Genomic DNA, 20,175 nt, shown 5'->3' on the forward strand with positions numbered 1-20,175 from the left:
CCGGGCTCAGGCCTCGGCCGTGACGTCCAGCGGCTCGACGCGCGAGACGACGACCCGGCCGATGCGGTTGCGGCGGCCCTGGGGCGCCTGGGCCTCGAGGCGCAGGCCGTCGACCTCGACGACCGAGCCCGGGATCGGGACGGTGCCGAGGTGCTTGGCCATGAGGCCGCCCACGGAGTCGACGTCCTCGTCCTCGACGGGGATGCCGAAGAGCTCCTCGAGGTCGTCGACGTCGAAGCGGGCGCTGACGCGCCAGGCGCCGTCGGACAGCTGCTCGCGCTCATCGGGCTCGTCGTCGTACTCGTCGGTGATCTCGCCGACGATCTCCTCGAGGATGTCCTCGATCGTCACCATGCCGGCGGTGCCGCCGAACTCGTCGATCACGATCGCCACGTGGGTGCGCTGCGCCTGCATCTCGCGCAGCAGGTCGTCGGCGTGCTTGGTGTCGGGCACGTAGACGCACGGGCGGCAGATCGAGTCGACCTTCTCGGTGGTCTCGGCCGCGTGATTGTCGAAGACGCGCTTCGTGACGTCCTTGAGGTACGCCATGCCGATGACGTCGTCGAGGTTCTCGCCGATCACGGGGATGCGCGAGTAGCCGCTGCGCAGGCCCAGCGACATCGCCTGGCGCAGCGTCTTGTGCTTCTCGATGTAGACCAGGTCGGGGCGCGGCACCATGACCTCGCGGACGATCGTGTCGCCCAGCTCGAACACGGACTGGATCATCTTGGACTCGTCGGACTCGATCACCGAGCTGGCGGCGGCGAGGTCGACGAGCTCGCGGACCTCGACCTCCGACGCGAACGGGCCCTCGGCGAAGCCGCGGCCCGGGGTGAGCGCGTTGCCCAGCAGGATCAGCAGCCGCGGGACGGGACCCAGCAGCACGGTCAGCCAGATCACCGGCGCGGCGGAGGCCACGGCGATGCTCTCGGAGTGCTGCCGGCCCAGCGTGCGCGGCGCGACGCCGATGACGACGAACGACACCACCGACATGAGACCGGCGGCGATGAGGACGTTCTGCCAGTAGCCCTCGACCTCGTCGGCGACGATCGCCGCGACGAGCACGATGCCCGTGGTCTCGGCCAGCATGCGCAGGAGCAGCACGGAGTTCAGGTAGGGCGCCGGGTCCTCGAGGATCCGCGCGAGGCGCTTGGCGCCGCCGACGCCCGCCTCGGTGAGCTCGTCGGCGCGGGCGCGCGAGAACGTGGAGAGGGCCGCCTCCACCGCCACCAGCACGCCGGCCAGCACCACGAGGAAGACGGCCAGGGCTATGGCTGGACCACTCATCTCAGCTCTCCCGGAGGGCCGGGTCGGCCCACTCGAGCAGCAGGCGGCCCTGGATGCCGAACATCTCGGCGTGCTCCTCGGGCTCGGCGTGGTCGTAGCCCAGCAGGTGCAGGATGCCGTGGACGGTGAGCAGCGCCATCTCGTCGTCGCGGTCGTGACCGGCGGCCGGGGCCTGCTGCTCGGCGACCTGAGGACACAGCGCGATGTCGCCGAGGTAGCCCGCGTCGCGCTCCTCGTCGTCGCGGCCCGGCGTCAGCTCGTCCATGGGGAACGAGAGCACGTCGGTGGGGCCCTTCTTGCCCATCCACTGCTCGTTGAGCACGGCGATCGTGTCGACGTCGACGAGGCGCAGCGTCATCTCGGTCTGCGGGTGCAGGCGCATGCGGCGCATGACGAACCGGCACAGCGAGGTGAGGGCCGCGACGTCGACGTCGTCGACCCCGGACTCATTGAGGACGTCGACGGTCATGCGCTCCCCCGGCGGCGTCGGCGCGTCCGCGACCGTTCGCCTCGTACTGGTCATAGGCGGCGACGATGCGCCCGACCAGCTTGTGGCGGACGACGTCGTGGCTGGTGAGCCGGCTGAAGTGCACGTCGCGCACGTCGTCGAGGATCTGCTGCACCACGCGCAGGCCGCTGGTGGCGCCACCGGGCAGGTCGACCTGCGTGACGTCGCCCGTGACGACCATCTTCGAGCCGAAGCCCAGGCGGGTGAGGAACATCTTCATCTGCTCGGCGGTGGTGTTCTGCGCCTCGTCGAGGATGATGAACGCGTCGTTGAGCGTGCGGCCGCGCATGTAGGCCAGCGGCGCGACCTCGATGACGCCCGACGTCAGCAGCTTGGGGATCGACTCGGGATCGAGCATGTCGTGCAGCGCGTCGTACAGCGGACGCAGGTACGGGTCGATCTTCTCGCTGAGGGTGCCCGGCAGGTAGCCCAGCCGCTCGCCGGCCTCGACCGCGGGCCGGGTCAGGATGATCCGGGTGACCTCCTTGGCCTGCAGCGCCTGCACGGCCTTGGCCATCGCGAGGTAGGTCTTGCCGGTGCCGGCGGGACCGATGCCGAAGACGATCGTGTGCTCGTCGATCGCGTCGACGTACTTCTTCTGGTTGAGCGTCTTGGGGCGGATCGTGCGGCCGCGGTTCGACAGGATGTTGAGGCTCAGCACGTCGGCCGGGCGCTCCTGCGTCTCGGTGCGCAGCATGCCGATGCTGCGCTCGACCGTCTCGGACGTGAGCGCCTGCCCGGTGCGCAGGATCGTGACGAGCTCGTCGAGGAGTCGCTCCACGAGGGCGGCCTCGGCGGGCTCGCCCGTGATCGTGACCTCGTTGCCGCGGGCATGGATCCGGGCGTCGAACGCCGCCTCCATGAGACGCAGGAACTCGTCGGCGGGCCCGAACAGGGAGACCAGGGGCACGGATGCGGGAATCGTCACCGTGTGCCGCGGCGGTGCAGTGTCGTCAGTCATACCCCTCCAGCGTAGCGTCAGGCCAGGAACAGCTTCGAGACGTCGACGCCTGCGAGCAGGTGCACGTGCGCGTGGAAGACGGTCTGTCCCGCGTTCGCCCCGGTGTTGAACACCAGGTTGTAGTCCTCGTACCCCTCCTGCGTGGCCACCACACGCGTCTGCGCGAGGAGCTCGGCCGCGACGACCGGCTCGGCCGAGGCGAGCGAGGCCGCGTCGGGCTCGTGGACCTTCGGCACCACGAGCACGTGGACGGGCGCCTTCGGGTTGATGTCGCGGAACGCGATCGTGTGCTCGGACTCGGCGACGATCTCGGCCGGGATCTCCCCGGCGACGATCTTGCAGAAGATGCAGTCAGCAGCCATGGGGCGACTCTAGCGACCCGCCGCGGCCTACTTGAAGGCGTCGCGGATGCGGCCGAAGACGCCGGAGCGGGAGTGGTGACCCACGACCGGGTCGACGTGCTCCTCGCCGCGGGACGCGGCCAGCTTCTCCAGCAGCTCGCGCTGCTCGGCGTCGAGGTCGCGCGGCGTCTCCACCACGACCTGCACCGTGAGGTCGCCGCGTCCCGAGCCACGCAGGCGCGGGACGCCGTGGCCGCGCGCCACGACGGTCTCGCCCGACTGCGTGCCGGCGGGCACCTCGATCGCGACGGTCCGCTGGTCGGCCTCGACGTCCTCGCGGTCGGCGTCGATCGTGGGCAGGTCGATGCGGGTGCCGAGCGCGGCGGCCGTCATCGGCACCGTGATCTGGCAGGCCAGCGCGTCGCCCTGACGCGTGAAGACGGGGTGACGCGCCACCTTGATCTCGATGTAGAGGTCACCGGCGGGGCCTCCCCCGGCGCCGACCTCGCCCTCGCCCGCGAGCTGGATCCGGTTGCCGTCGTCGACACCGGCCGGCACGTTGACCTGCAGGCTGCGGCGCGAGCGGACCCGGCCCTCGCCGTTGCACTCGCGGCAGGGGTCGGGGATGACGGTGCCGTAGCCGTGGCAGGTGGGGCAGGGGCGCGAGGTGCGGATGTCGCCGAGCAGCGAGCGCTGGACGTGGTGGACGCTGCCGTGACCGTGGCAGGTGCCGCACGTGACCGGCTCGGAGCCGGCGTTCGCGCCGGAGCCGTCGCAGACCTCGCACGTGACCGCGGTGTCGACCTTGATCTCGCGCTGGACGCCGAACGCCGCCTCGGCGAGGCTGACCGAGAGGCGCAGCAGCGCGTCCTGGCCACGCTGGGTGCGCGGGCGCGGGCCGCGCGACGACGTCTGGCCGAAGAACGCGTCCATGATGTCGTCGAAGCTGAAGCCCTGGCCGAAGCCGCCGCCCATGCCGCCGCCGGCCGACAGCGGGTCGCCGCCACGGTCGTAGATCGACCGCTTCTGGGGGTCGGACAGCACCTCGTAGGCGGTCGTGACCTCCTTGAAGCGCTCGGCGGCGTCGGGGGCGTCGCTCACGTCGGGGTGCCACTTGCGGGCCGCCTTGCGGTAGGCCTTCTTCAGCTCCTCCGGGGTCGCCTCGCGCGACACGCCCAGCAGTTCGTAGTAGTCCAAGATCTCTTCTCTTTCGCAGTCCGAGGTGGAGCGCTCAGCCGTCGGCGAGGATTCGCCCGACGTAGCGGGCGACGGCGCCGACGGCGGCCATCGTGGCGGGGTAGTCCATGCGGGTCGGCCCCATCGTGCCCAGCTGGGCGAAGGACTCCCCGTCGGGTCCGTAGGTGCTGGAGACGACGGCCGTGCCCGACAGGTCGTCGCGTCCGGTCTCGCGGCCGATCCGCACGTGCGGGCCGACCGTGGCCTCGCCCAGCAGGTGCAGCAGCACGACCTGCTCCTCCATCGCCTCCAGCACGGGGCGGATGGCGGTGTCGAAGTCGGCGCCGAAGCGGGCCAGGTTGGCGGTGCCACCGACCGCGACGCGCTCGTCGGACCGCTCGTTGGAGAACGTGTTGGCCAGCGTGGTGACGATCGCCGAGACGACGGGGCGGTCGTCGACGTCGAACGTGTCGATCAGCTCGGCCAGGCGCAGCGAGGCCTCGGGCAGGCGCTCGCCGAGGGTGGCCCGCACGAGGCGCGACTTGAGGTCGCCCAACAGGCCCTCGCCGGGGGTCTGGGCGAGCTCGACGATGCGCTGCTCGACGCGGCCGCTGCTGGTGATGACCACGATCAGCACGCGCGAGCCCTCGAGCGCGACGAGCTCGACGTGGCGCACCGTCGACCGGGTCAGCGACGGGTACTGCACGATCGCGACCTGGTTGGTCAGCTGGGCGAGGATCTTCACGCTGCGCATGACGATGTCGTCGACGTCGATCGCGCCGGACAGGAAGGTCTCGATCGCGCGGCGCTCGGCGCCCGACAGCGCCTTGACCTCGGCGAGCCGGTCGACGAACATCCGGTAGCCCTTGTCGGTGGGGATCCGGCCGGCGCTGGTGTGCGGCGCGGTGAGGTACCCCTCGTCCTCCAGGGCGGCCATGTCGTTGCGGATCGTGGCGGGCGAGACGCCGAGGCGGTGGCGCTCGACCAGCGCCTTCGAGCCGACGGGCTCCTGCGTGGCGACGTAGTCCTCGACGATGGCTCGCAGGACGTTGAGCCGGCGGTCCTCGATCACGCTGTCACCTCCCACGCTGCTGGCACTCGACCCTGACCAGTGCCAGTCTAGCGAGGCCGTCGAGGGCGGTGTGCCTGCACGAACGGCGTCCGCGGACATGGCAACCTGTCGGGGTGAGTGAGGTCTCCGTGCGCCCCGACGGCGCGATCGAGGTCGTCGACGGGGACCAGGTCCTGGTCTACACCCCCTACGCCGTGACCGCCCCCGACGGCACCACCGTCGCGCACGAGTCGCGCGGCGGCTCGATGGCGTCGGTCTGGGCCGGCGCCGTCGGCGAGGCGTTCGTCGAGGTCTCGCACCTGGGCCATGGGCCCGAGGGCGGCGAGCTCGTCATGGTGGTCACCCGCCCCGGTCACGCGCCCGAGGTCGCGCTCGGCGCTCTCGTCACCGACGAGATACCGGCCGAGGTCCCCGAGACCTGGCCCGCCGCGGTCGACCTCGCGATCGGCCTCATCGCCGGCGACACGCTCGACAGCGGCACGAAGGACGACGTCGAGGACTTCCACCAGCGACTCCTGGGCGTGTGGTTCGGCCATGGCTGACCGCTACGGGTCCGACGTGCTCTCCGGCGACTGGCGCCGGCCCGCCCGAGGCCGCTCCACCGAGCTGGCCGCCGATCCCGGCCTGGTCGTCGAGGAGGCCTCCTCCGGCTTCGTCGGCGAGATCATGCGTGTCGAGCGCGACCTCGGCACCGTGGAGCTGGAGGACCGCCGGATGCGACGCAAGGTCTTCCCGCTCGGCCCCGGCTTCCTCATGGAGGGCAAGCCCGTCGTGCTCGTCGCGCCCACGCCGAGGGTCGCCGCCGCGCCCACCCGCACCGCCTCGGGCTCGCGCGTCGCGGCCGACACCCGCGCGAAGGTCGCGCTGCCCAGCCGCATCTTCGTCGAGGGTCGTCACGACGCCGAGCTCGTCGAGAAGGTCTGGGGCGACGACCTGCGCGCCGAGGGCGTGGCCGTGGAGCACCTCGGCGGCATCGACGACCTCGCGGGCATCGTGCGCGACTTCTCCCCCGGCCCGAAGCGCCGCCTCGGCGTCCTCGTCGACCACCTCGTGCCCGGCTCGAAGGAGCAGCGCCTCGCCGACGCCGTCGCCCACGTGCCGCACCTGCTGGTGGTGGGTCACCCCTACGTCGACGTGTGGCAGGCCGTGAAGCCGCAGCGCCTCGGCATGGACGCGTGGCCCACGATCCCCCGCACCATCGAGTGGAAGAAGGGCATCTGCGCCCACCTCGGCTGGCCGCACGCCGAGCAGGCCGACATCGCGCGGGCGTGGAAGGCGATCCTCGGCCGGGTCGACTCCTGGACCGACCTCGAGCCGGCCTTCCTGGGGCGGGTCGAGGAGCTCATCGACTTCGTCACGCAGCCGGCGTAGTCGGGCGCCGCAGCAGCTCCCACTTCCACAGCGCCACCGACAGCAGGCCCAGCAGGATCGGGCCGCCGATCGTCACGATGCGCCACACGAAGAATCCTGCGATGACGCCCTCCTCGTACACGTCGGTGCCGACGCTGAGGAGGGTCGCGATGACCACGGCGTCGAGGATGCCGATGCCCGAGAACGGGAACAGCGTGAGCGGGTAGGCGACGAGGAACGCCACGACGACCTCGATCGCGGGCACCTGCTGCGCGTCCACCCCGACGAACCGGAGCGACGCGACGAGCAGCGTCGCGTCCACCAGCACCATGGCCGTCAGCGCGAGCAGCGAGCGCGGCAGCGCCCGCGGCACCCGCCCGATGACCTGGCGACGGAAGCCGGCCGCCGACTCCGCCCAGGCCTCGCCCGAGACCTTCGGCCGCACCCGGGCCACGAGGTCGCCGGCCCGGCGCGCGAGCGCGGCCGTGAACGCCTCGCCACGGAACGCCAGCCACAGCGCCCCGAGGATCGCGACGCTCACGAGCATGCTCGGCAGGGCGCCGAGCAGCTCACCGAGGTGGAACGTGCCGAGGAGGATCATCAGCAGGCTGCCCAGCACCGGCGCCCCGAACCGCACGACGTAGAACGAGAGCGTGTTCATGATCGAGCCGGCCACCGCGGCGGGCAGCGCGATCCCCCAGGACGTGAAGATCGCGAACCTCATCACGTAGTCCGCCGGGGGCGGCGCGACCGTGGTCATGAGGATCGCGGCCTGGTCGTTCTGCATCGCCCGCCACGACGGGAGACCGTCGATGAACAGCGCCAGCGGCAGCGCGTTGAGCCACTGCCGCAGCAGCAGCCCGAGGCACAGCACCAGCAGCTGCCACGCCTCGAGGCGGGCGAGCGAGGACCGGACGCCCTCCCAGTCGATCTCGTCCGCGAGGCTGATCCCGACGACCAGGACCAGCAGCGTCAACCCGACGGTGACCGCGAAGCGCAGCCAGCGGCGGCGCGGCTCAGCCGTCGAGGGGCTCACGGATGATCGGGCACGTCATGCAGTGCCCGCCCCCGCGGCCGCGCCCGAGCTCGGCTCCGACGATCTCGATGACCTCGATGCCGGCCTTGCGCAGCAGCGAGTTCGTGTGGGTGTTGCGGTCGTAGGCCACCACGACGCCCGGCTCGAGGGCGACGAGGTTGTTGCCGCTGTCCCACTGCTGGCGCTCGGTGTCGTACTCGCTGCCGCCCGTCTCGACGACCTGGAACTTCTCGATGCCCAGCGCGTCGGCGACCACGTCGAGGAACGGGGTGTCCTCGTGGTCGATGACCTCGATGCCCGGGAGACCCTCGCCCGGCAGCACGGTGAACGCGTGGATCGTGTTCACGATGTCGGGGTAGATCGTCACGACGTCGCGGTCGGCGAACGTGAACACCGTGTCGAGGTGCATCGCGGCGCGCAGCTTCGGCATGCCGGCGACGATCACCTTCTCGGCGGCGCCCTGGTCGAACAGCGACTTGGCCAGCTGGGTGATGCCCTGGCGCGACGACCGCTCGCTCATGCCGATCAGCACGACCCCGTTGCCGGGGACGAGGACGTCGCCGCCCTCGACCGTGGCGGTCCCCCAGTTGACCTCGGGGTCGCCCCACCAGACCTTCGAGCCGGCGAAGTCGGGATGGAACTCGTAGACCGCCTTCATCAGCAGCGTCTCGTCCTTGCGCGCCGCCCAGTACAGCGGGTTCAGCGTGACGCCGCCGTACACCCAGCACGTGGTGTCGCGCGTGTAGAGCGTGTTCGGCAGCGGCGGCATGAGGTACTCGTGGCCGCCGTGCGCCTCCCGCACCAGCGCGCGGTATCCCGGCGCAAGCTCGCGCGGCAGGTCGCGGGTGGAGAGGCCTCCGATGAGGAAGCGGGTCAGCTCGTCGGCGGGCAGGTCGTCGAGGTAGCCGCGGGTCTCCTCCACGAGCCCGACGCCGACCTCGTTCGCGACGATCTTGCGGTCGAGCAGCCAGGCCCGGGCCGCGCGGTCGGCCATCGTGTCGGCGAGCACGTCGTGCAGCTCGACGACCTCGACGTCCCGCTCGCGCATCTTCCCCACGAAGTCCTCGTGGTCGCGCTGCGCGTTCTGCACCCACAGCACGTCGTCGAAGAGCAGGTCGTCGCAGTTCGACGGCGTGAGTCGCTCGTGCGCGAGACCCGGCGCGCAGACCAGGACCTTCCGCAGTCGACCGACCTCGGAGTGGACGCCGTAGGCGTCGGACGGGTTCGTCATGGGGCTCCTTCGGGACGTGGCATCACAGCGTGATCCAGCCGGTGACGAGTGCGAACAGGGCGACGACGGCGCCCATGAAGATGATCGCGCACAACGCCCCCTCCGACACGGTGAAGATCCGCAGACGGCGTTCGAAGCGCGCGATGACGTAGAGCAGCACCGCGGGCGCGTAGAGCAGGCACGACAACAGCAGGAACTCCAGACCTGCGGCGACGAAGAGGAAGATCGCGTACGCGGTGGCGACGCCCGCGAAGACTCCGTGCTTCACCCGCTCGGAGGAGTCCTCCTCGTAGGTCTCACCCGACAGGGTCAGCTTCAGCGCGTAGGCCGCCGCCAGCAGGTACGGCACGAGCGCGAGGCTCGTGGTGAGGTCGAGCATGAAGTTGAGCGAGTCGTCGACGAACAGCGTCAGCGCCAGCAGGGCCTGCACGCCGATCGTGGTCGCGATGAGCGCGGCGATCGGGGTTCCCGAGGCGTTCTCGCGGCCGAGGAACCGCGGCATGTCGTTGCTGCGGGCGGGGACGAACGCGACCTCGGCGGCCATCAGGGTCCACGCGAGGTAGGCGCCGAGCACCGACACGATGACACCCGCGCTGATGAACCACTCGCCCCACGGGCCGACGGTCTCCTCGAAGAGACCCACCATCGACGGCTGCCGGGTGTTCGCGATCTGCGACTGCGGGAACGCGCCGTACGACACGAGGGTGACGAGCGAGAAGATCGCCAGCACGCTCAGGAAGCCCACCACCGTGGCCTGGCCGACGTGCTCGCGCCGCTGGGCGTAGCGGGAGTAGACGCTCGCGCCCTCGATGCCGATGAAGACGAAGGTCGTGACGAGCATCGTGTTCTTGACCTGCTCGGTCATCGAGCCGAGGTCGCCGTAGGCGAAGAAGTTCTCGCTGAACGTGCCCGCGTCGAAGCTCAGGCCCAGCACCACGATGAACACGAGGATCGGGATGATCTTGAAGATCGTGACGAGGCGGTTGATGACGGCCGCGTCGCGGACGCCGCGCGCGATGAGGACGTGGAACACCCACACGCCGGCGGACGAGATCGCGACCGCCAGGATCGTGTCGCCGTCGCCGAACTCCGGGAAGAACGCGCCGATCGTCGCAGTGATGAAGACCCAGTAGAAGGCGTTGCCGGCCATCGTGCTGGCCCAGAAGCCGACCGCGGAGTTGAAGCCGACGTAGTCGCCGAACCCGGCCTTGGCGTAGATGAACACGCCGGAGTCCAGCTCGGGCTTGCGCACCGCGAGGGCCTGGAAGCAGAAGGCCAGCATGAGCATGCCGGTGCCGGCGATCGTCCACGCGATGAGGGCGCCCGCGACGCCCGTGGCCGTGCCGAAGCGCGCCGGCAGCGAGAAGACCCCGGCTCCGACCATGGAGCCGATGACCATCGCGGTCAGGACCGGGCGGCTGACCTTCGAGGTGGTGACCTCCACGTCCCCCATGGGGCGAACGTAGCGCAGCCGACAGGGTGCCGAACAGACCTCAGAGGTCGCCGACAGCCTCAAGGACCACACGGTCGGCCATGAGGCGGCCCGTGCGGGTCAGCACCACGCGGTCGCCGCGCGGCTCGAGCCAGCCCGCGTCGACGAACCGGCTCACGTCGCCGAGCAGGCTCGGCTCGATCCCCTCGGCCAGGCGGATGCGCAACATGACGTCCTCGAGGTGACGCGCATCGGCGTCGGGACGCTCGCCGTCGGCACGGGGCGACTCCCCCGCCGTGAGCCGCTGCGCGTAGGCGGCGGGGTGCTTGACGTTCCACCAGCGCTCACCGTCGACGAACGAGTGCGCGCCGGGTCCGACGCCCCACCACTCGCCGCCGTTCCAGTAGCCGACGTTGTGACGGCACTGTGCCGCCTCGTCGCGAGCCCAGTTCGACAGCTCGTACCAGCGCAGCCCCGCGGCCTCGAGCAGGTCGTCGGCCAGCAGGTACTTGTCCGCGGTCTCGTCGTCGTCGGGCATGACGACCTCACCGCGACGGACCTTGCGGGCGAAGGCGGTGCCGTCCTCGACGATCAGCGCATAGGCGCTGATGTGGTCGGGCTCCATCTCCAGCGCCGCCTCCATGGTGTGACGCCAGTCGTCCATCGTCTCGGTGGGCGAGCCGTAGATGAGGTCGAGGCTGACCTGCTCGAAGCCGGCCTCGCGCGCCCAGGCCACGGCCTGCGGAACGCGCTCGGGATCGTGCGTGCGGTCGAGCACCGACAGGACGTGCCGCACGGCGGACTGCATGCCGAACGAGATCCGGGTGAAGCCGCCCTCGCGCAGCTCGGCGAGCGAGGCGGGCGAGACGCTGTCGGGGTTGGCCTCGGTGGTGACCTCGGCGCCGGGGGCCAGCCCGCCGCGCGCGTCGACCGCCTTCAGGAACCGCACGAGGTCACCCGCAGGCACCTGCGACGGCGTGCCGCCGCCGACGAACACCGTGTCGACCGTGCGCTCGGGCACGAGGTCGAGCTCGCGCAGCGCCGCCTGGATGTAGGTGGTGCGCGACGCACCGACCACGTCGGGCCCGCCGAGCTCGTCGGCGGTGTACGTGTTGAAGTCGCAGTAGCCGCACCGCACCGAGCAGAACGGCACGTGCAGGTAGATGCCGAACGCCACGCACCAAGGGTACGTGGCGGCCCGTCAGGCCCCGGCGTAGAAGCCGTCGAGCACGTCGGCGTAGCGCTCCTCGACGACCCGGCGCTTGACCTTCATGCTCGGCGTGATCTCCCCGGACTCGATCGACAGGTCGTGATCGAGGACGGCCCACTTCTTGATCGTCTCCCACGGGTTGAGCTTCGCGTTGAGCTCCTCCACGTCCTGCGCGATCTGCTGCTGGATGCCGGGCGAGGACACGATCTCCTGGTAGGACTTGCCGGCCATGCCGTGGTGCTCGGCCCAGCCGTCGACGGCGTCGGGGTCGAGCGTGATGAGCGCCGAGCAGAACTTGCGGTCGTTGCCGTGCACCACCATCTGGCTGGCCAGAGGGCACACCGCCTTGAAGATGCCCTCGATGTGCGACGGCGCGACGTACTTGCCGCCCGAGGTCTTGAAGAGGTCCTTCTTGCGATCGGTGATCCGCAGGAAGCCGTCGGCGTCGAACTCGCCGATGTCGCCGGTGGCGAGCCAGCCGTCGTCGGTCAGCGCGGACGCCGACTCGGTCTCGAGGTTGTGGTAGCCGCGCATGACGTTCGGGCCCTTGATGAGGACCTCGCCGTCCTCGGCGATCTTGACCTCGGAGCCGGGGAACGGTCGGCCGACGGTGCCGATCTTGAAGTCGTCGGGGTGGGCCACGACGGCGCCGGCCGACGTCTCGGTCAGGCCGTAGCCCTCCAGCACGAGGATGCCGGCGGCGTGGAACCATTCGGCGATGTCGGTGGAGAGCGAGGCGGCGCCGGAGATGAAGAACCGGACGCGCCCGCCGAAGCGGTCGCGGACCTTGGAGAACACGAGCCTGTCGGCGATCGCGTGCTGCACCTTCAGCGGCAGGGGCACGGGCTTGCCGGCCCGGGTGAGGCGCGAGACCTGCAGGCCGACGCGCTCGGCCCAGTGGAAGAGCTTGAGCTTGGGGCCGCCCTCCTCCTCCATCATGCCGACGATGCGTCCGTAGGCCTTCTCGAAGATGCGCGGCGCGGCGCCCATGAACGTGGGCTTCACGACCGCGAGGTTCTCGACGATCTTCGGCACGCGGCCGTCGACCGCGCACGGGAAGCCGACGGCGAGTTGCGTCGTCAGCAGCACCTTGCCGAACGAGTGCGCCATCGGCAGCCAGCGGTACTCGAGGTCGTCGATGGAGAGGAAGCCGGGCGCGGCCACGGCGGCGCCCTCGTAGGTCCAGCAGTCGTGCACGAGGCGAACGCCCTTGGGACGGCCGGTGGTGCCCGACGTGTAGATCAGGGTGGCCAGGGACTCGGGGCCCGTGGCCGCGATGCGCTCCTGCACGACGCCCGGGTGGTCGGCGAGGTGCTTCTCGCCGAGGTCCAGCAGGTCCTGGAACGAGATGACCCAGTCGCCGTCGGTCTCGCCCTCGTAGACGACGACCTTGGCCACCTGCGGCAGCTCGGCGCGGCCCTCGCGCAGCTTCGCGACCTGGCTGTCGTCCTCGGCGAAGACGACGCGGCTCTCGGAGTCGGCCAGGATGTAGACGACGTCGTTCGTCACCGTGCTGGGGTAGACGGTGGTCGTGGCCGCGCCCGCGGAGTTGATGGCGAGGTCGGACAGGATCCACTCGATGCGCGTGCCCGACGCGATCGCGACGCGCTCCTCGGGCTCGATGCCCAGGGCGACGAGGCCCGCAGCCAGCTTCGTGACCTTCTCGCCGGACTGGGTCCAGGTCAGCGAGTGCCAGTTCTCGTCGGCATCGGGGTAGCGGAACGCCTCGCGGGGACCTGACGCGTCGACGCGGCTGAAGAACAGCTCACCGACGCTGCGGGCGCGGTTCTGGACGATCGTGAGTTGGTCGGCGGCGGAGACGGACATTGGAGAGCTCCCGGGGGACGGTCGACACTGTGATGCCCGTCACCCTACCCGCGCGTACGGGCCACGCGGGTGTTTCTCGTCACAGTTGGCCCCGAGGGCTTAGGACTGCTTGGCGTCCCCGGTGGAGAGGGCGGCGATGAACGCCTCCTGGGGGACCTCGACGCGACCGACCATCTTCATGCGCTTCTTGCCCTCCTTCTGCTTCTCCAGCAGCTTGCGCTTGCGGCTGATGTCGCCGCCGTAGCACTTGGCGAGGACGTCCTTGCGGATCGCGCGGATGTTCTCGCGGGCGATGACGCGCGCGCCGATGGCGGCCTGGATCGGCACCTCGAACTGCTGGCGCGGGATGAGCTCCTTGAGCTTGCCCGCGAGCGCGACGCCGTACGTGTAGGCGCTGTCGCGGTGGACGATCGCGCTGAACGCGTCGACCACCTCGCCCTGCAGCAGGATGTCGACCTTCACCAGGTCGGCGGCCTGCTCGCCGGCGAGCTCGTAGTTCAGCGAGGCGTAGCCCTTCGTGCGCGACTTCAGCGCGTCGAAGAAGTCGAACATGATCTCGCCCATCGGCAGCGTGTAGCGGATCTCGACGCGGTCCTCGGACAGGTAGTCCATGCCGCCGAGCTGGCCGCGTCGCGCCTGGCAGAGCTCCATGATCGTGCCGATGTAGTCCGAGGGCGCCAGGATCGTGGCCGAGACGACGGGCTCGTAGACCTTCGCGATCTTGCCCGAGTTCGGGTACTCGCTCGGGTTGGTGACGACGTGCTCGCTGCCGTCCTCGAGCTCGATGCGGTAGACCACGTTGGGCGCCGTGGAGATGAGGTCGAGGTTGAACTCGCGCTCGAGCCGCTCGCGGACGATCTCCAGGTGCAGCAGGCCCAGGAAGCCGATGCGGAAGCCGAAGCCCAGTGCGCCGGACGACTCGGGCTCGTAGACCAGCGCCGCGTCGTTGAGCTGCAGCTTCTCCAGCGCGTCGCGCAGGGTGGAGAAGTCGTCGCCGTCGATCGGGTACAGGCCGGAGAACACCATCGGGTTCGGGTGCTGGTAGCCGCCGAGCGGTTCGGAGGCCGGCTTCGTGGCCGACGTGACGGTGTCGCCGACGCGGCTCTGGCGGACCTCCTTCACGCCGGTGATGAGGTAGCCGACCTCGCCCACGCCGAGGTGGTCCTCCTTGACGGGCTCGGGGCTGATCACGCCGACCTCGAGCATCTCGTGGACCGCGCCGGTGGACATCATCTTGATCTTGTCGCGGTGGCTGAGCTTGCCGTCGACCACGCGGACGTAGGTCACGACGCCGCGGTACGTGTCGTAGACGGAGTCGAAGATCAGCGCACGCGGCGGGCCGTCGGGATCGCCCTCGGGCGGCGGGACCTCGTCGACGATGAGGTTCAGCAGCGCCTCGACGCCCTGGCCGGTCTTGGCCGAGACCCGCAGCACGTCGTCGGGGTCGCCGCCGATGATCCCGGCGATCTCCTCGGCGTACTTCTCGGGCTGCGCGCCCGGCAGGTCGATCTTGTTGAGCACCGGGATGATGTGCAGGTCGGCGTCCATCGCCAGGTAGAGGTTCGCCAGCGTCTGCGCCTCGATTCCCTGGGCCGCGTCGACCAGCAGGATCGCGCCCTCGCACGCCTCGAGCGAGCGGCTCACCTCGTAGGTGAAGTCCACGTGCCCGGGCGTGTCGATCATGTTGAGCACGTAGGTCGTGCCAGCGTCGTCGCCGTCGGACTTCGTGAACGGCATCCGCACGGCCTGGCTCTTGATCGTGATGCCGCGCTCGCGCTCGATGTCCATCCGGTCGAGGTACTGGGCGCGGGCGGCGCGCTCGTCCACGACGCCGGTCAGCTGCAGCATGCGGTCGGCGAGGGTCGACTTGCCGTGGTCGATGTGCGCGATGATGCAGAAGTTCCGCAGCAGGTCGGGCGGCGTCGACCCCGGGGCCGGGGCGGTGGTGGGGCGCGTCATGGTGAGATCCATTGTCCACGACCCGCACAGGGGTCGTGACAGCCGATCAGCGCCAGGCGTACGCGATCACGACGTTGACGAGCACGAGGGCCGCCACGACGTGTCCCCACGGGTTCGGCGCGGGGAGCTTCTGCTTCATGAACGCCAGCGCGGTGGCGACCGCGGCGATGACGAGCTTGACGCCCACCTTCGCGTTGTTCGGGTCGTGGACGGCCTCGCTGGCCGAGCCGATGCCGGTCAGCACGATGCCGATGACCAGGGCCGTGGCGACGGCGTGCGCCATGCCCTTCGGGACGCGCGGAGCCTTGAGGGACATGGCCCACAGGACGAGGGCCGCGACCCAGCACGCGATGTGGACCCAGACCAGGATGTCGTAGAGGAGCTGCACGCCCGTAGCCTACGAGACGCACCGGATTTGAGGACCGACCGTCACCGCTGGTAGCATTGACGATTGCGTGTCCAGCCCACCGTACGACGGGCTCGGACGCGACCAGACTTCTCATCACCCAGAACGACGAAAGAACAGGTTTGCCGTGGCGAACATCAAGTCGCAGATCAAGCGCAACCGGCAGAACGAGGCCGCGCGCGAGCGCAACAAGTCCGTGCGCTCGGCACTGAAGACCTCGGTTCGCCGCTTCCAGGAGGCCGTCGAGGCCGGCAACGCCGACGAGGCGAAGGTCCTCGCCGCCGACACCGCGAAGAAGCTCGACAAGGCTGCTTCGAAGGGTGTCATCCACAAGAACCAGGCTGCGAACCGCAAGTCGGCGATCGCCAAGAAGGCCGCCGCTCTCTGAGCTCCGCCTCGAACGCCCCGCACCGGATGGGTGGCGGGGCGTTCGTGCGTTCGGGAGTCAGCCGCGCGAGCGCGCGACCGCGATGTCGATGATCATCCGCTCGACCGCGTGACCCGGCTCGGCCGAGCCGCCCTTGACCGCGAGGTCGGCGCGGGCGACGGCGTCGAGCGCCTGGCGCAGGGACGCCTCGGTCCAGCCACGAGCGCTCTGGCGCAGCGTGCGGATCTTGAACGGCGGCGCGCCCACCTCGCGGGCCAGGTCGGCGTCGCGCAGGCCGGGGTCGGCCGTGGCGACGCGCGCCAGCTGGCGAAGGCCGGACGCGAGCGCCGCGGTGATGAGCAGCGGCGCGACCTTCGCGGCCTCGGCCCACCGGGCCCGCTCGAGCGCGAGGTCGAGGCGCCCGTCGAGGGCCGCGTCGGCGATCTCGTAGCCGCGCACCTCGGCGCGCCCGCCGAAGTACCGTCCGACGACCGCGGCGTCGAGCCGCTCCCCCTCGGCGAGGGTGGTGACCAGCTGGTCGACGGCCGCGGCCAGGGACCGCAGGTCCGAGCCGACCGCCGCCACGAGCAGCGCCGCGCCCTCGTCGTCGATCGCTCGGCCGCGCGAGCGCGCCTCCTGGCGCACCCACGCGATGAGGTCGCGCTCGTACTTCGGCGCCTGTTGGGCGACCTCGCTGACGGCCGCGGTCTTGCGCAGCTTGTCGAGCAGGCCCTTGCCCTTCGCTCCCCCGCCGTGCACCAGCACGACGGCCGTGTCGTCGGACGGCGACGCGGCGTACTGGAGCAGCTCGGCGGCGACCTGCTCGCCGAGGTCCTGCAGGTCGGTGAGGACGACGGCCGTGGCCTGGCTGAACAGCGACGCGCTGGTGAGCGCGGTGAACTCGCCCGGGGTGAGCGAGGAGGCGGACGACTCGGCGATCTCGGCCTCGGGCGCCGCCTCGCGGACCTGCGCGACGGCCTGGCGCCGGGCACGGTCGGAGAGGAACTCGGAGTTGCCGGTGACCAGCAGGATCTTGCCGAACGGGTTCGCCACGTCCCGAGAATAGGTCACCGCGCCGACACGACGAGTCTCCCGTTGCGATCGACCACCGCGACCGTGCCCGAGGTGTCCGTGCGCCACACCGAGACCCCGTGCGAGGCCAGCTCGTCCAGGGCCGCCCCGGTGGGATGACCGTGCGGGTTGTCGGCGCCCACGCCGATCAGCGCGACCGTCGGCGCGACCCTCTCGACGAGCCCCGGCCACTGGTCGGCGCTGCCGTGGTGCGCCACCTTCAGCACGTCGGCGGCCAGGTCGGGGTGGAGGCGGCCGAGCCCCCGCTGGGCCTCCTCCCCCAGGTCGCCGGTGAACAGGACGCGGTGCCCGCGAACGGTGGCCCGCAGCACCACGCTCACGTCGTTGCGCGCCTCGGGCGGGACGCGCTCGGCGTCGGTGCGCGGCCAGAGGACCTCGAGGCGCACGTCCCCGACCTGAAGCGTGCTGCCCGACAGGAGGCGGACTCGGCGCGCGGCCGGCACGCCCGGGCCGCCGGACGGACCGTCGCCGAGCACCTCGACCTCGCGCCCGCGGACCGCGCCGCGCCAGCCCTCGACGTGGTCGGCGTCGCCGTGGGTGAGCACGAGCAGCGGGATGCGCTCGACACCCAGCTCGGTGAGGCAGCGGTCGATCGGTCCGGGCTCCTGCCCGACGTCGACGACGATCGCCTCGCCCGGCCCCGTCGGCACGACGAACCCGTCGCCCTGGCCCACGTCGCACGCCACCACCACGACGTCCCGTGGCGGCCATCCGGGCGTCGGCGTCCGCACGATCGCGACGAGCAGGCCGAGGGTGACGCCGACGGTCAGGGCCGGTCGACGGACGAGCCACCAGAGGGCGACGCCGAGCGCCGGCACCAGTGGCAGCAGCGTCCACCACGGCCACGGCCACGCGACCGAGGCGCCTGGGACGGACGCGCCGACGCGGGCGACCGCGACGATCACCGAGGCCGCACCCCACGCGACGGTGCCGGGGACCGACGCGACGGGCGCCCAGACGAGGTCGAGGAGTCCCGCGACGAGCCCCGCCACCGTGGCGGGCGCGACGGCGGGGGCCACGACGACGTTCGCGAAGACCGCGACCAGGGAGACCTCGCCGCTCAACGACGTGACGACCGGCAGGCAGGCGAGGTGAGCCGCGATCGGCACGGCCACCGCCGTGGCGAGTGGCCCGGGCAGCCAGCGGAGGCGACGGGCCAGGGATGGCGCGAGGGCGATGATGCCGGCCGTGGCGCAGACCGACAGGACGAACCCCGCGCTCGTCGCGAGCCACGGGTCCAGCACGACCAGCGCGATCACGGACCACGCGAGCGCCCGCAGACCCGCGCCCGTGCGACCGACGAGGAGACCGGCGAGAGCGACCGATCCCATCACCGCCGCCCGCAGCACGCTGGGCTCCGGTCGTGCGACGAGCACGAACGCGACCACCGTGAGGGCGCCCGCCGCGAGCACCACGCGGCGGGACGCGCCGACGGCCTTGAGCCCCAGCAGCACGATGCCCAGCACGATCGTGAGGTTCGCGCCGGAGACGGCGAGCAGGTGGGTGAGCCCGGTCGTCGCGAACTCCTCGCGGGTCCGGTCCGACAGTCCGGTCTCGTCGCCGGCGACCAGGGCGGGGACGAGCGCCGCGGCCTGGTCGTCGCGGTGGTCGACACCGTCGCGGACGCCGTCGCGCACGACCTCGCTCCAGCGCCACCACCACGGCCCCGAGCCGACGCTGCGCCACTCGCGCACCCGCAGGACCGCCGCCTCGTCCCGGCCGTCGGCGGGCGCGAGCTCGGCGCGCACCGCCAGCCGCGTACCGGTGACGAGCGACTGCGACCCCTCGACGAACGCCGTGGCGCGCACGCGCACCTCCCACGTGCGACCGCGGGCCTCGACGACGCGCACCATCACCGGGACGACCGTGCCGGGACCCGAGGGCGCGCGGTAGACGCGACCGTCCTGGCGCACCTGGACCTCGGCGCGGACGGTGGTCCCCCGCTCGGCGAGTGCCGTGACGGGCGACGCCTCCACCGCCGTCACCCGCCAGCCGCACGTGACGGCGACCACCACGAGGGCGGCGGCGGGGAACGCGAGCACCGGGCGTCGCCAGCCGAGGGCGAGGACCACCGCGCCGGAGAGAGCGGCGCCGAACGCCCACGGGGGCGCCGCGTGCGAGAGCGCCGCGGCGGCCGCCCAGACCGCGAGCGCGGCCGGGACGACCCTCAGGTCAGAGCGCGACCCGGTCACGCAGGTCGGCCAGGGTCGCCTCGCCGATCCCCTTCACGTCGAGCAGGTCCTCGACCGACCGGAACGGACCGTTCTCGTCGCGCCACGACACGATCGCCGCGGCGGTCACGGGGCCGACGCCGGGCAGGGCGTCGAGGGCGACGACGTCGGCGGAGTTGAGATTGACGGTCGCGGGGGCGTCGTCACCTGCGGGTGCCGCACCCGCGGAAGGTCCGCCCACCACGACCTGCTCGCCGTCGCTGAGGACGCGCGCGAGGTTCAGCGAGGCGGTGTCGACCTTGCCCTTCGTGCCGCCGGCGGCCTCGATCGCCTCGTGCACGCGCGAGCCCGGCGGCAGCGTGACGATGCCGGGACGTCGCACCCGCCCCGCCACGTCGATGACGAGGGTCGCGGGTGCGGAGGCCGCAGGAGCGCCCTCGCTCACGGCCACCGGCGTCGGGTCGGGCACGGCGACCTCCTGCGGTCGGCCGGCCAGCAGCCACCACACGACGAGGACGGCCGCCGCGCCTCCCACGACCCCGGCGAACCGGACGTGGACGGGTCGCAGCACGCGGCGCGGCTTGCGGCGCCGGCCCGGTGGCGGGCGGTCGGGATCGGGGAGCGTCGCGTCGAACGTCGCGGCCAGCTCGGCCAGGCGCTGCCGTGCGACCTGGGCGCGGGTCTCGGGCGGGACGGGAACCATGCCGCGACCCTAGGAATCCCCGGCCTCGGCGCGGAACCCGTCATCG

19 protein-coding genes are annotated in these 20,175 nt (G+C 71.5%); 3 read left to right on the forward strand and 16 right to left on the reverse strand.

Annotated features, from left to right (window positions below):
• Positions 1 to 6: 6 nt before the first annotated feature.
• From O3S82_RS11550 to hrcA, 6 genes are read right to left on the reverse strand one after another with little or no spacing between them, the layout of a single operon-like run.
• On the reverse strand, positions 7 to 1,287 hold the full coding sequence (locus O3S82_RS11550; RefSeq protein ID WP_179423768.1) for a hemolysin family protein: 1,281 nt from the start codon (positions 1,285 to 1,287) through the stop codon (positions 7 to 9).
• Position 1,288: 1 nt separating this feature from the next.
• Positions 1,289 to 1,756, reverse strand: coding sequence for an rRNA maturation RNase YbeY (gene ybeY, locus O3S82_RS11555; RefSeq protein ID WP_269302947.1), 468 nt, complete (start codon positions 1,754 to 1,756; stop codon positions 1,289 to 1,291).
• Positions 1,734 to 2,756, reverse strand: a complete 1,023-nt coding sequence (locus O3S82_RS11560; protein ID WP_179423764.1) for a PhoH family protein — start codon at positions 2,754 to 2,756, stop codon at positions 1,734 to 1,736. The genes ybeY and O3S82_RS11560 overlap by 23 nt, the downstream gene beginning before the upstream one ends.
• 17 nt (positions 2,757 to 2,773) lie before the next feature.
• On the reverse strand, positions 2,774 to 3,118 hold the full coding sequence (locus O3S82_RS11565; protein ID WP_269302949.1) for a histidine triad nucleotide-binding protein: 345 nt from the start codon (positions 3,116 to 3,118) through the stop codon (positions 2,774 to 2,776).
• A gap of 27 nt (positions 3,119 to 3,145) precedes the next feature.
• Positions 3,146 to 4,294, reverse strand: a complete 1,149-nt coding sequence (dnaJ, locus tag O3S82_RS11570; RefSeq protein WP_218845727.1) for a molecular chaperone DnaJ — start codon at positions 4,292 to 4,294, stop codon at positions 3,146 to 3,148.
• A 34-nt stretch (positions 4,295 to 4,328) separates the two neighbouring features.
• Positions 4,329 to 5,345 carry a heat-inducible transcriptional repressor HrcA gene (gene hrcA, locus O3S82_RS11575; protein ID WP_269302950.1) on the reverse strand — a complete coding sequence of 339 codons (1,017 nt, stop codon included), beginning with the start codon at positions 5,343 to 5,345 and terminating at the stop codon, positions 4,329 to 4,331.
• 113 nt (positions 5,346 to 5,458) lie between these two features.
• Here hrcA and O3S82_RS11580 point away from each other — a divergent pair, with 113 nt between their 5' ends.
• Both O3S82_RS11580 and O3S82_RS11585 read left to right on the forward strand, forming a co-directional pair.
• Complete coding sequence (locus O3S82_RS11580) at positions 5,459 to 5,887, forward strand: hypothetical protein (RefSeq protein ID WP_269302951.1); 429 nt, start codon at positions 5,459 to 5,461, stop codon at positions 5,885 to 5,887.
• Complete coding sequence (locus O3S82_RS11585) at positions 5,880 to 6,716, forward strand: DUF3097 domain-containing protein (protein ID WP_269302952.1); 837 nt, start codon at positions 5,880 to 5,882, stop codon at positions 6,714 to 6,716. Before O3S82_RS11580 ends, O3S82_RS11585 begins: the two co-directional genes overlap by 8 nt.
• Here O3S82_RS11585 and O3S82_RS11590 read toward each other — a convergent pair.
• The 7 genes from O3S82_RS11590 to O3S82_RS11620 form a co-directional block, all read right to left on the reverse strand.
• Positions 6,700 to 7,731: a lysylphosphatidylglycerol synthase domain-containing protein gene (locus O3S82_RS11590; protein WP_269302953.1), complete on the reverse strand. Its 1,032-nt coding sequence runs from the start codon at positions 7,729 to 7,731 to the stop codon at positions 6,700 to 6,702. The two genes, O3S82_RS11585 and O3S82_RS11590, sit on opposite strands and share 17 nt — an antisense overlap.
• Positions 7,712 to 8,962: an arginine deiminase gene (locus O3S82_RS11595; protein WP_269302954.1), complete on the reverse strand. Its 1,251-nt coding sequence runs from the start codon at positions 8,960 to 8,962 to the stop codon at positions 7,712 to 7,714. Before O3S82_RS11595 ends, O3S82_RS11590 begins: the two co-directional genes overlap by 20 nt.
• Before the next feature lie 22 nt (positions 8,963 to 8,984).
• Positions 8,985 to 10,415, reverse strand: coding sequence for a basic amino acid/polyamine antiporter (locus O3S82_RS11600; protein ID WP_269302955.1), 1,431 nt, complete (start codon positions 10,413 to 10,415; stop codon positions 8,985 to 8,987).
• A gap of 40 nt (positions 10,416 to 10,455) precedes the next feature.
• Positions 10,456 to 11,571: a radical SAM family heme chaperone HemW gene (gene hemW / locus O3S82_RS11605; protein WP_269302956.1), complete on the reverse strand. Its 1,116-nt coding sequence runs from the start codon at positions 11,569 to 11,571 to the stop codon at positions 10,456 to 10,458.
• 24 nt (positions 11,572 to 11,595) lie between these two features.
• Complete coding sequence (locus O3S82_RS11610; RefSeq protein ID WP_269302957.1) at positions 11,596 to 13,431, reverse strand: AMP-dependent synthetase/ligase; 1,836 nt, start codon at positions 13,429 to 13,431, stop codon at positions 11,596 to 11,598.
• Positions 13,432 to 13,530: 99 nt separating this feature from the next.
• Entirely contained in the window at positions 13,531 to 15,390 is a 1,860-nt protein-coding gene (lepA, locus tag O3S82_RS11615; protein WP_179423744.1) for a translation elongation factor 4, read from the reverse strand.
• Between the two features lie 46 nt (positions 15,391 to 15,436).
• Positions 15,437 to 15,778, reverse strand: a complete 342-nt coding sequence (locus tag O3S82_RS11620; protein WP_179423742.1) for a hypothetical protein — start codon at positions 15,776 to 15,778, stop codon at positions 15,437 to 15,439.
• Positions 15,779 to 15,923: 145 nt separating this feature from the next.
• Between O3S82_RS11620 and rpsT the strand changes: the two genes are divergently transcribed.
• The gene (gene rpsT / locus O3S82_RS11625) at positions 15,924 to 16,184 is read left to right on the forward strand and encodes a 30S ribosomal protein S20 (RefSeq protein ID WP_179423740.1); all 261 of its coding nucleotides are present in this window, start codon (positions 15,924 to 15,926) and stop codon (positions 16,182 to 16,184) included.
• 57 nt (positions 16,185 to 16,241) lie between these two features.
• On the opposite strand, the gene holA is transcribed toward rpsT, so the two are convergent.
• From holA to O3S82_RS11640, 3 genes are read right to left on the reverse strand one after another with little or no spacing between them, the layout of a single operon-like run.
• On the reverse strand, positions 16,242 to 17,216 hold the full coding sequence (gene holA / locus O3S82_RS11630; protein WP_269302960.1) for a DNA polymerase III subunit delta: 975 nt from the start codon (positions 17,214 to 17,216) through the stop codon (positions 16,242 to 16,244).
• 14 nt (positions 17,217 to 17,230) lie between these two features.
• Positions 17,231 to 19,447: a ComEC/Rec2 family competence protein gene (locus O3S82_RS11635; protein ID WP_269302961.1), complete on the reverse strand. Its 2,217-nt coding sequence runs from the start codon at positions 19,445 to 19,447 to the stop codon at positions 17,231 to 17,233.
• Positions 19,428 to 20,129, reverse strand: coding sequence for a ComEA family DNA-binding protein (locus O3S82_RS11640; protein WP_269302962.1), 702 nt, complete (start codon positions 20,127 to 20,129; stop codon positions 19,428 to 19,430). Before O3S82_RS11640 ends, O3S82_RS11635 begins: the two co-directional genes overlap by 20 nt.
• Positions 20,130 to 20,175: the final 46 nt, after the last annotated feature.

The organism is Aeromicrobium sp. HA (assembly GCF_027171405.1).
GTDB classification, from domain to species: domain Bacteria; phylum Actinomycetota; class Actinomycetes; order Propionibacteriales; family Nocardioidaceae; genus Aeromicrobium; species Aeromicrobium tamlense.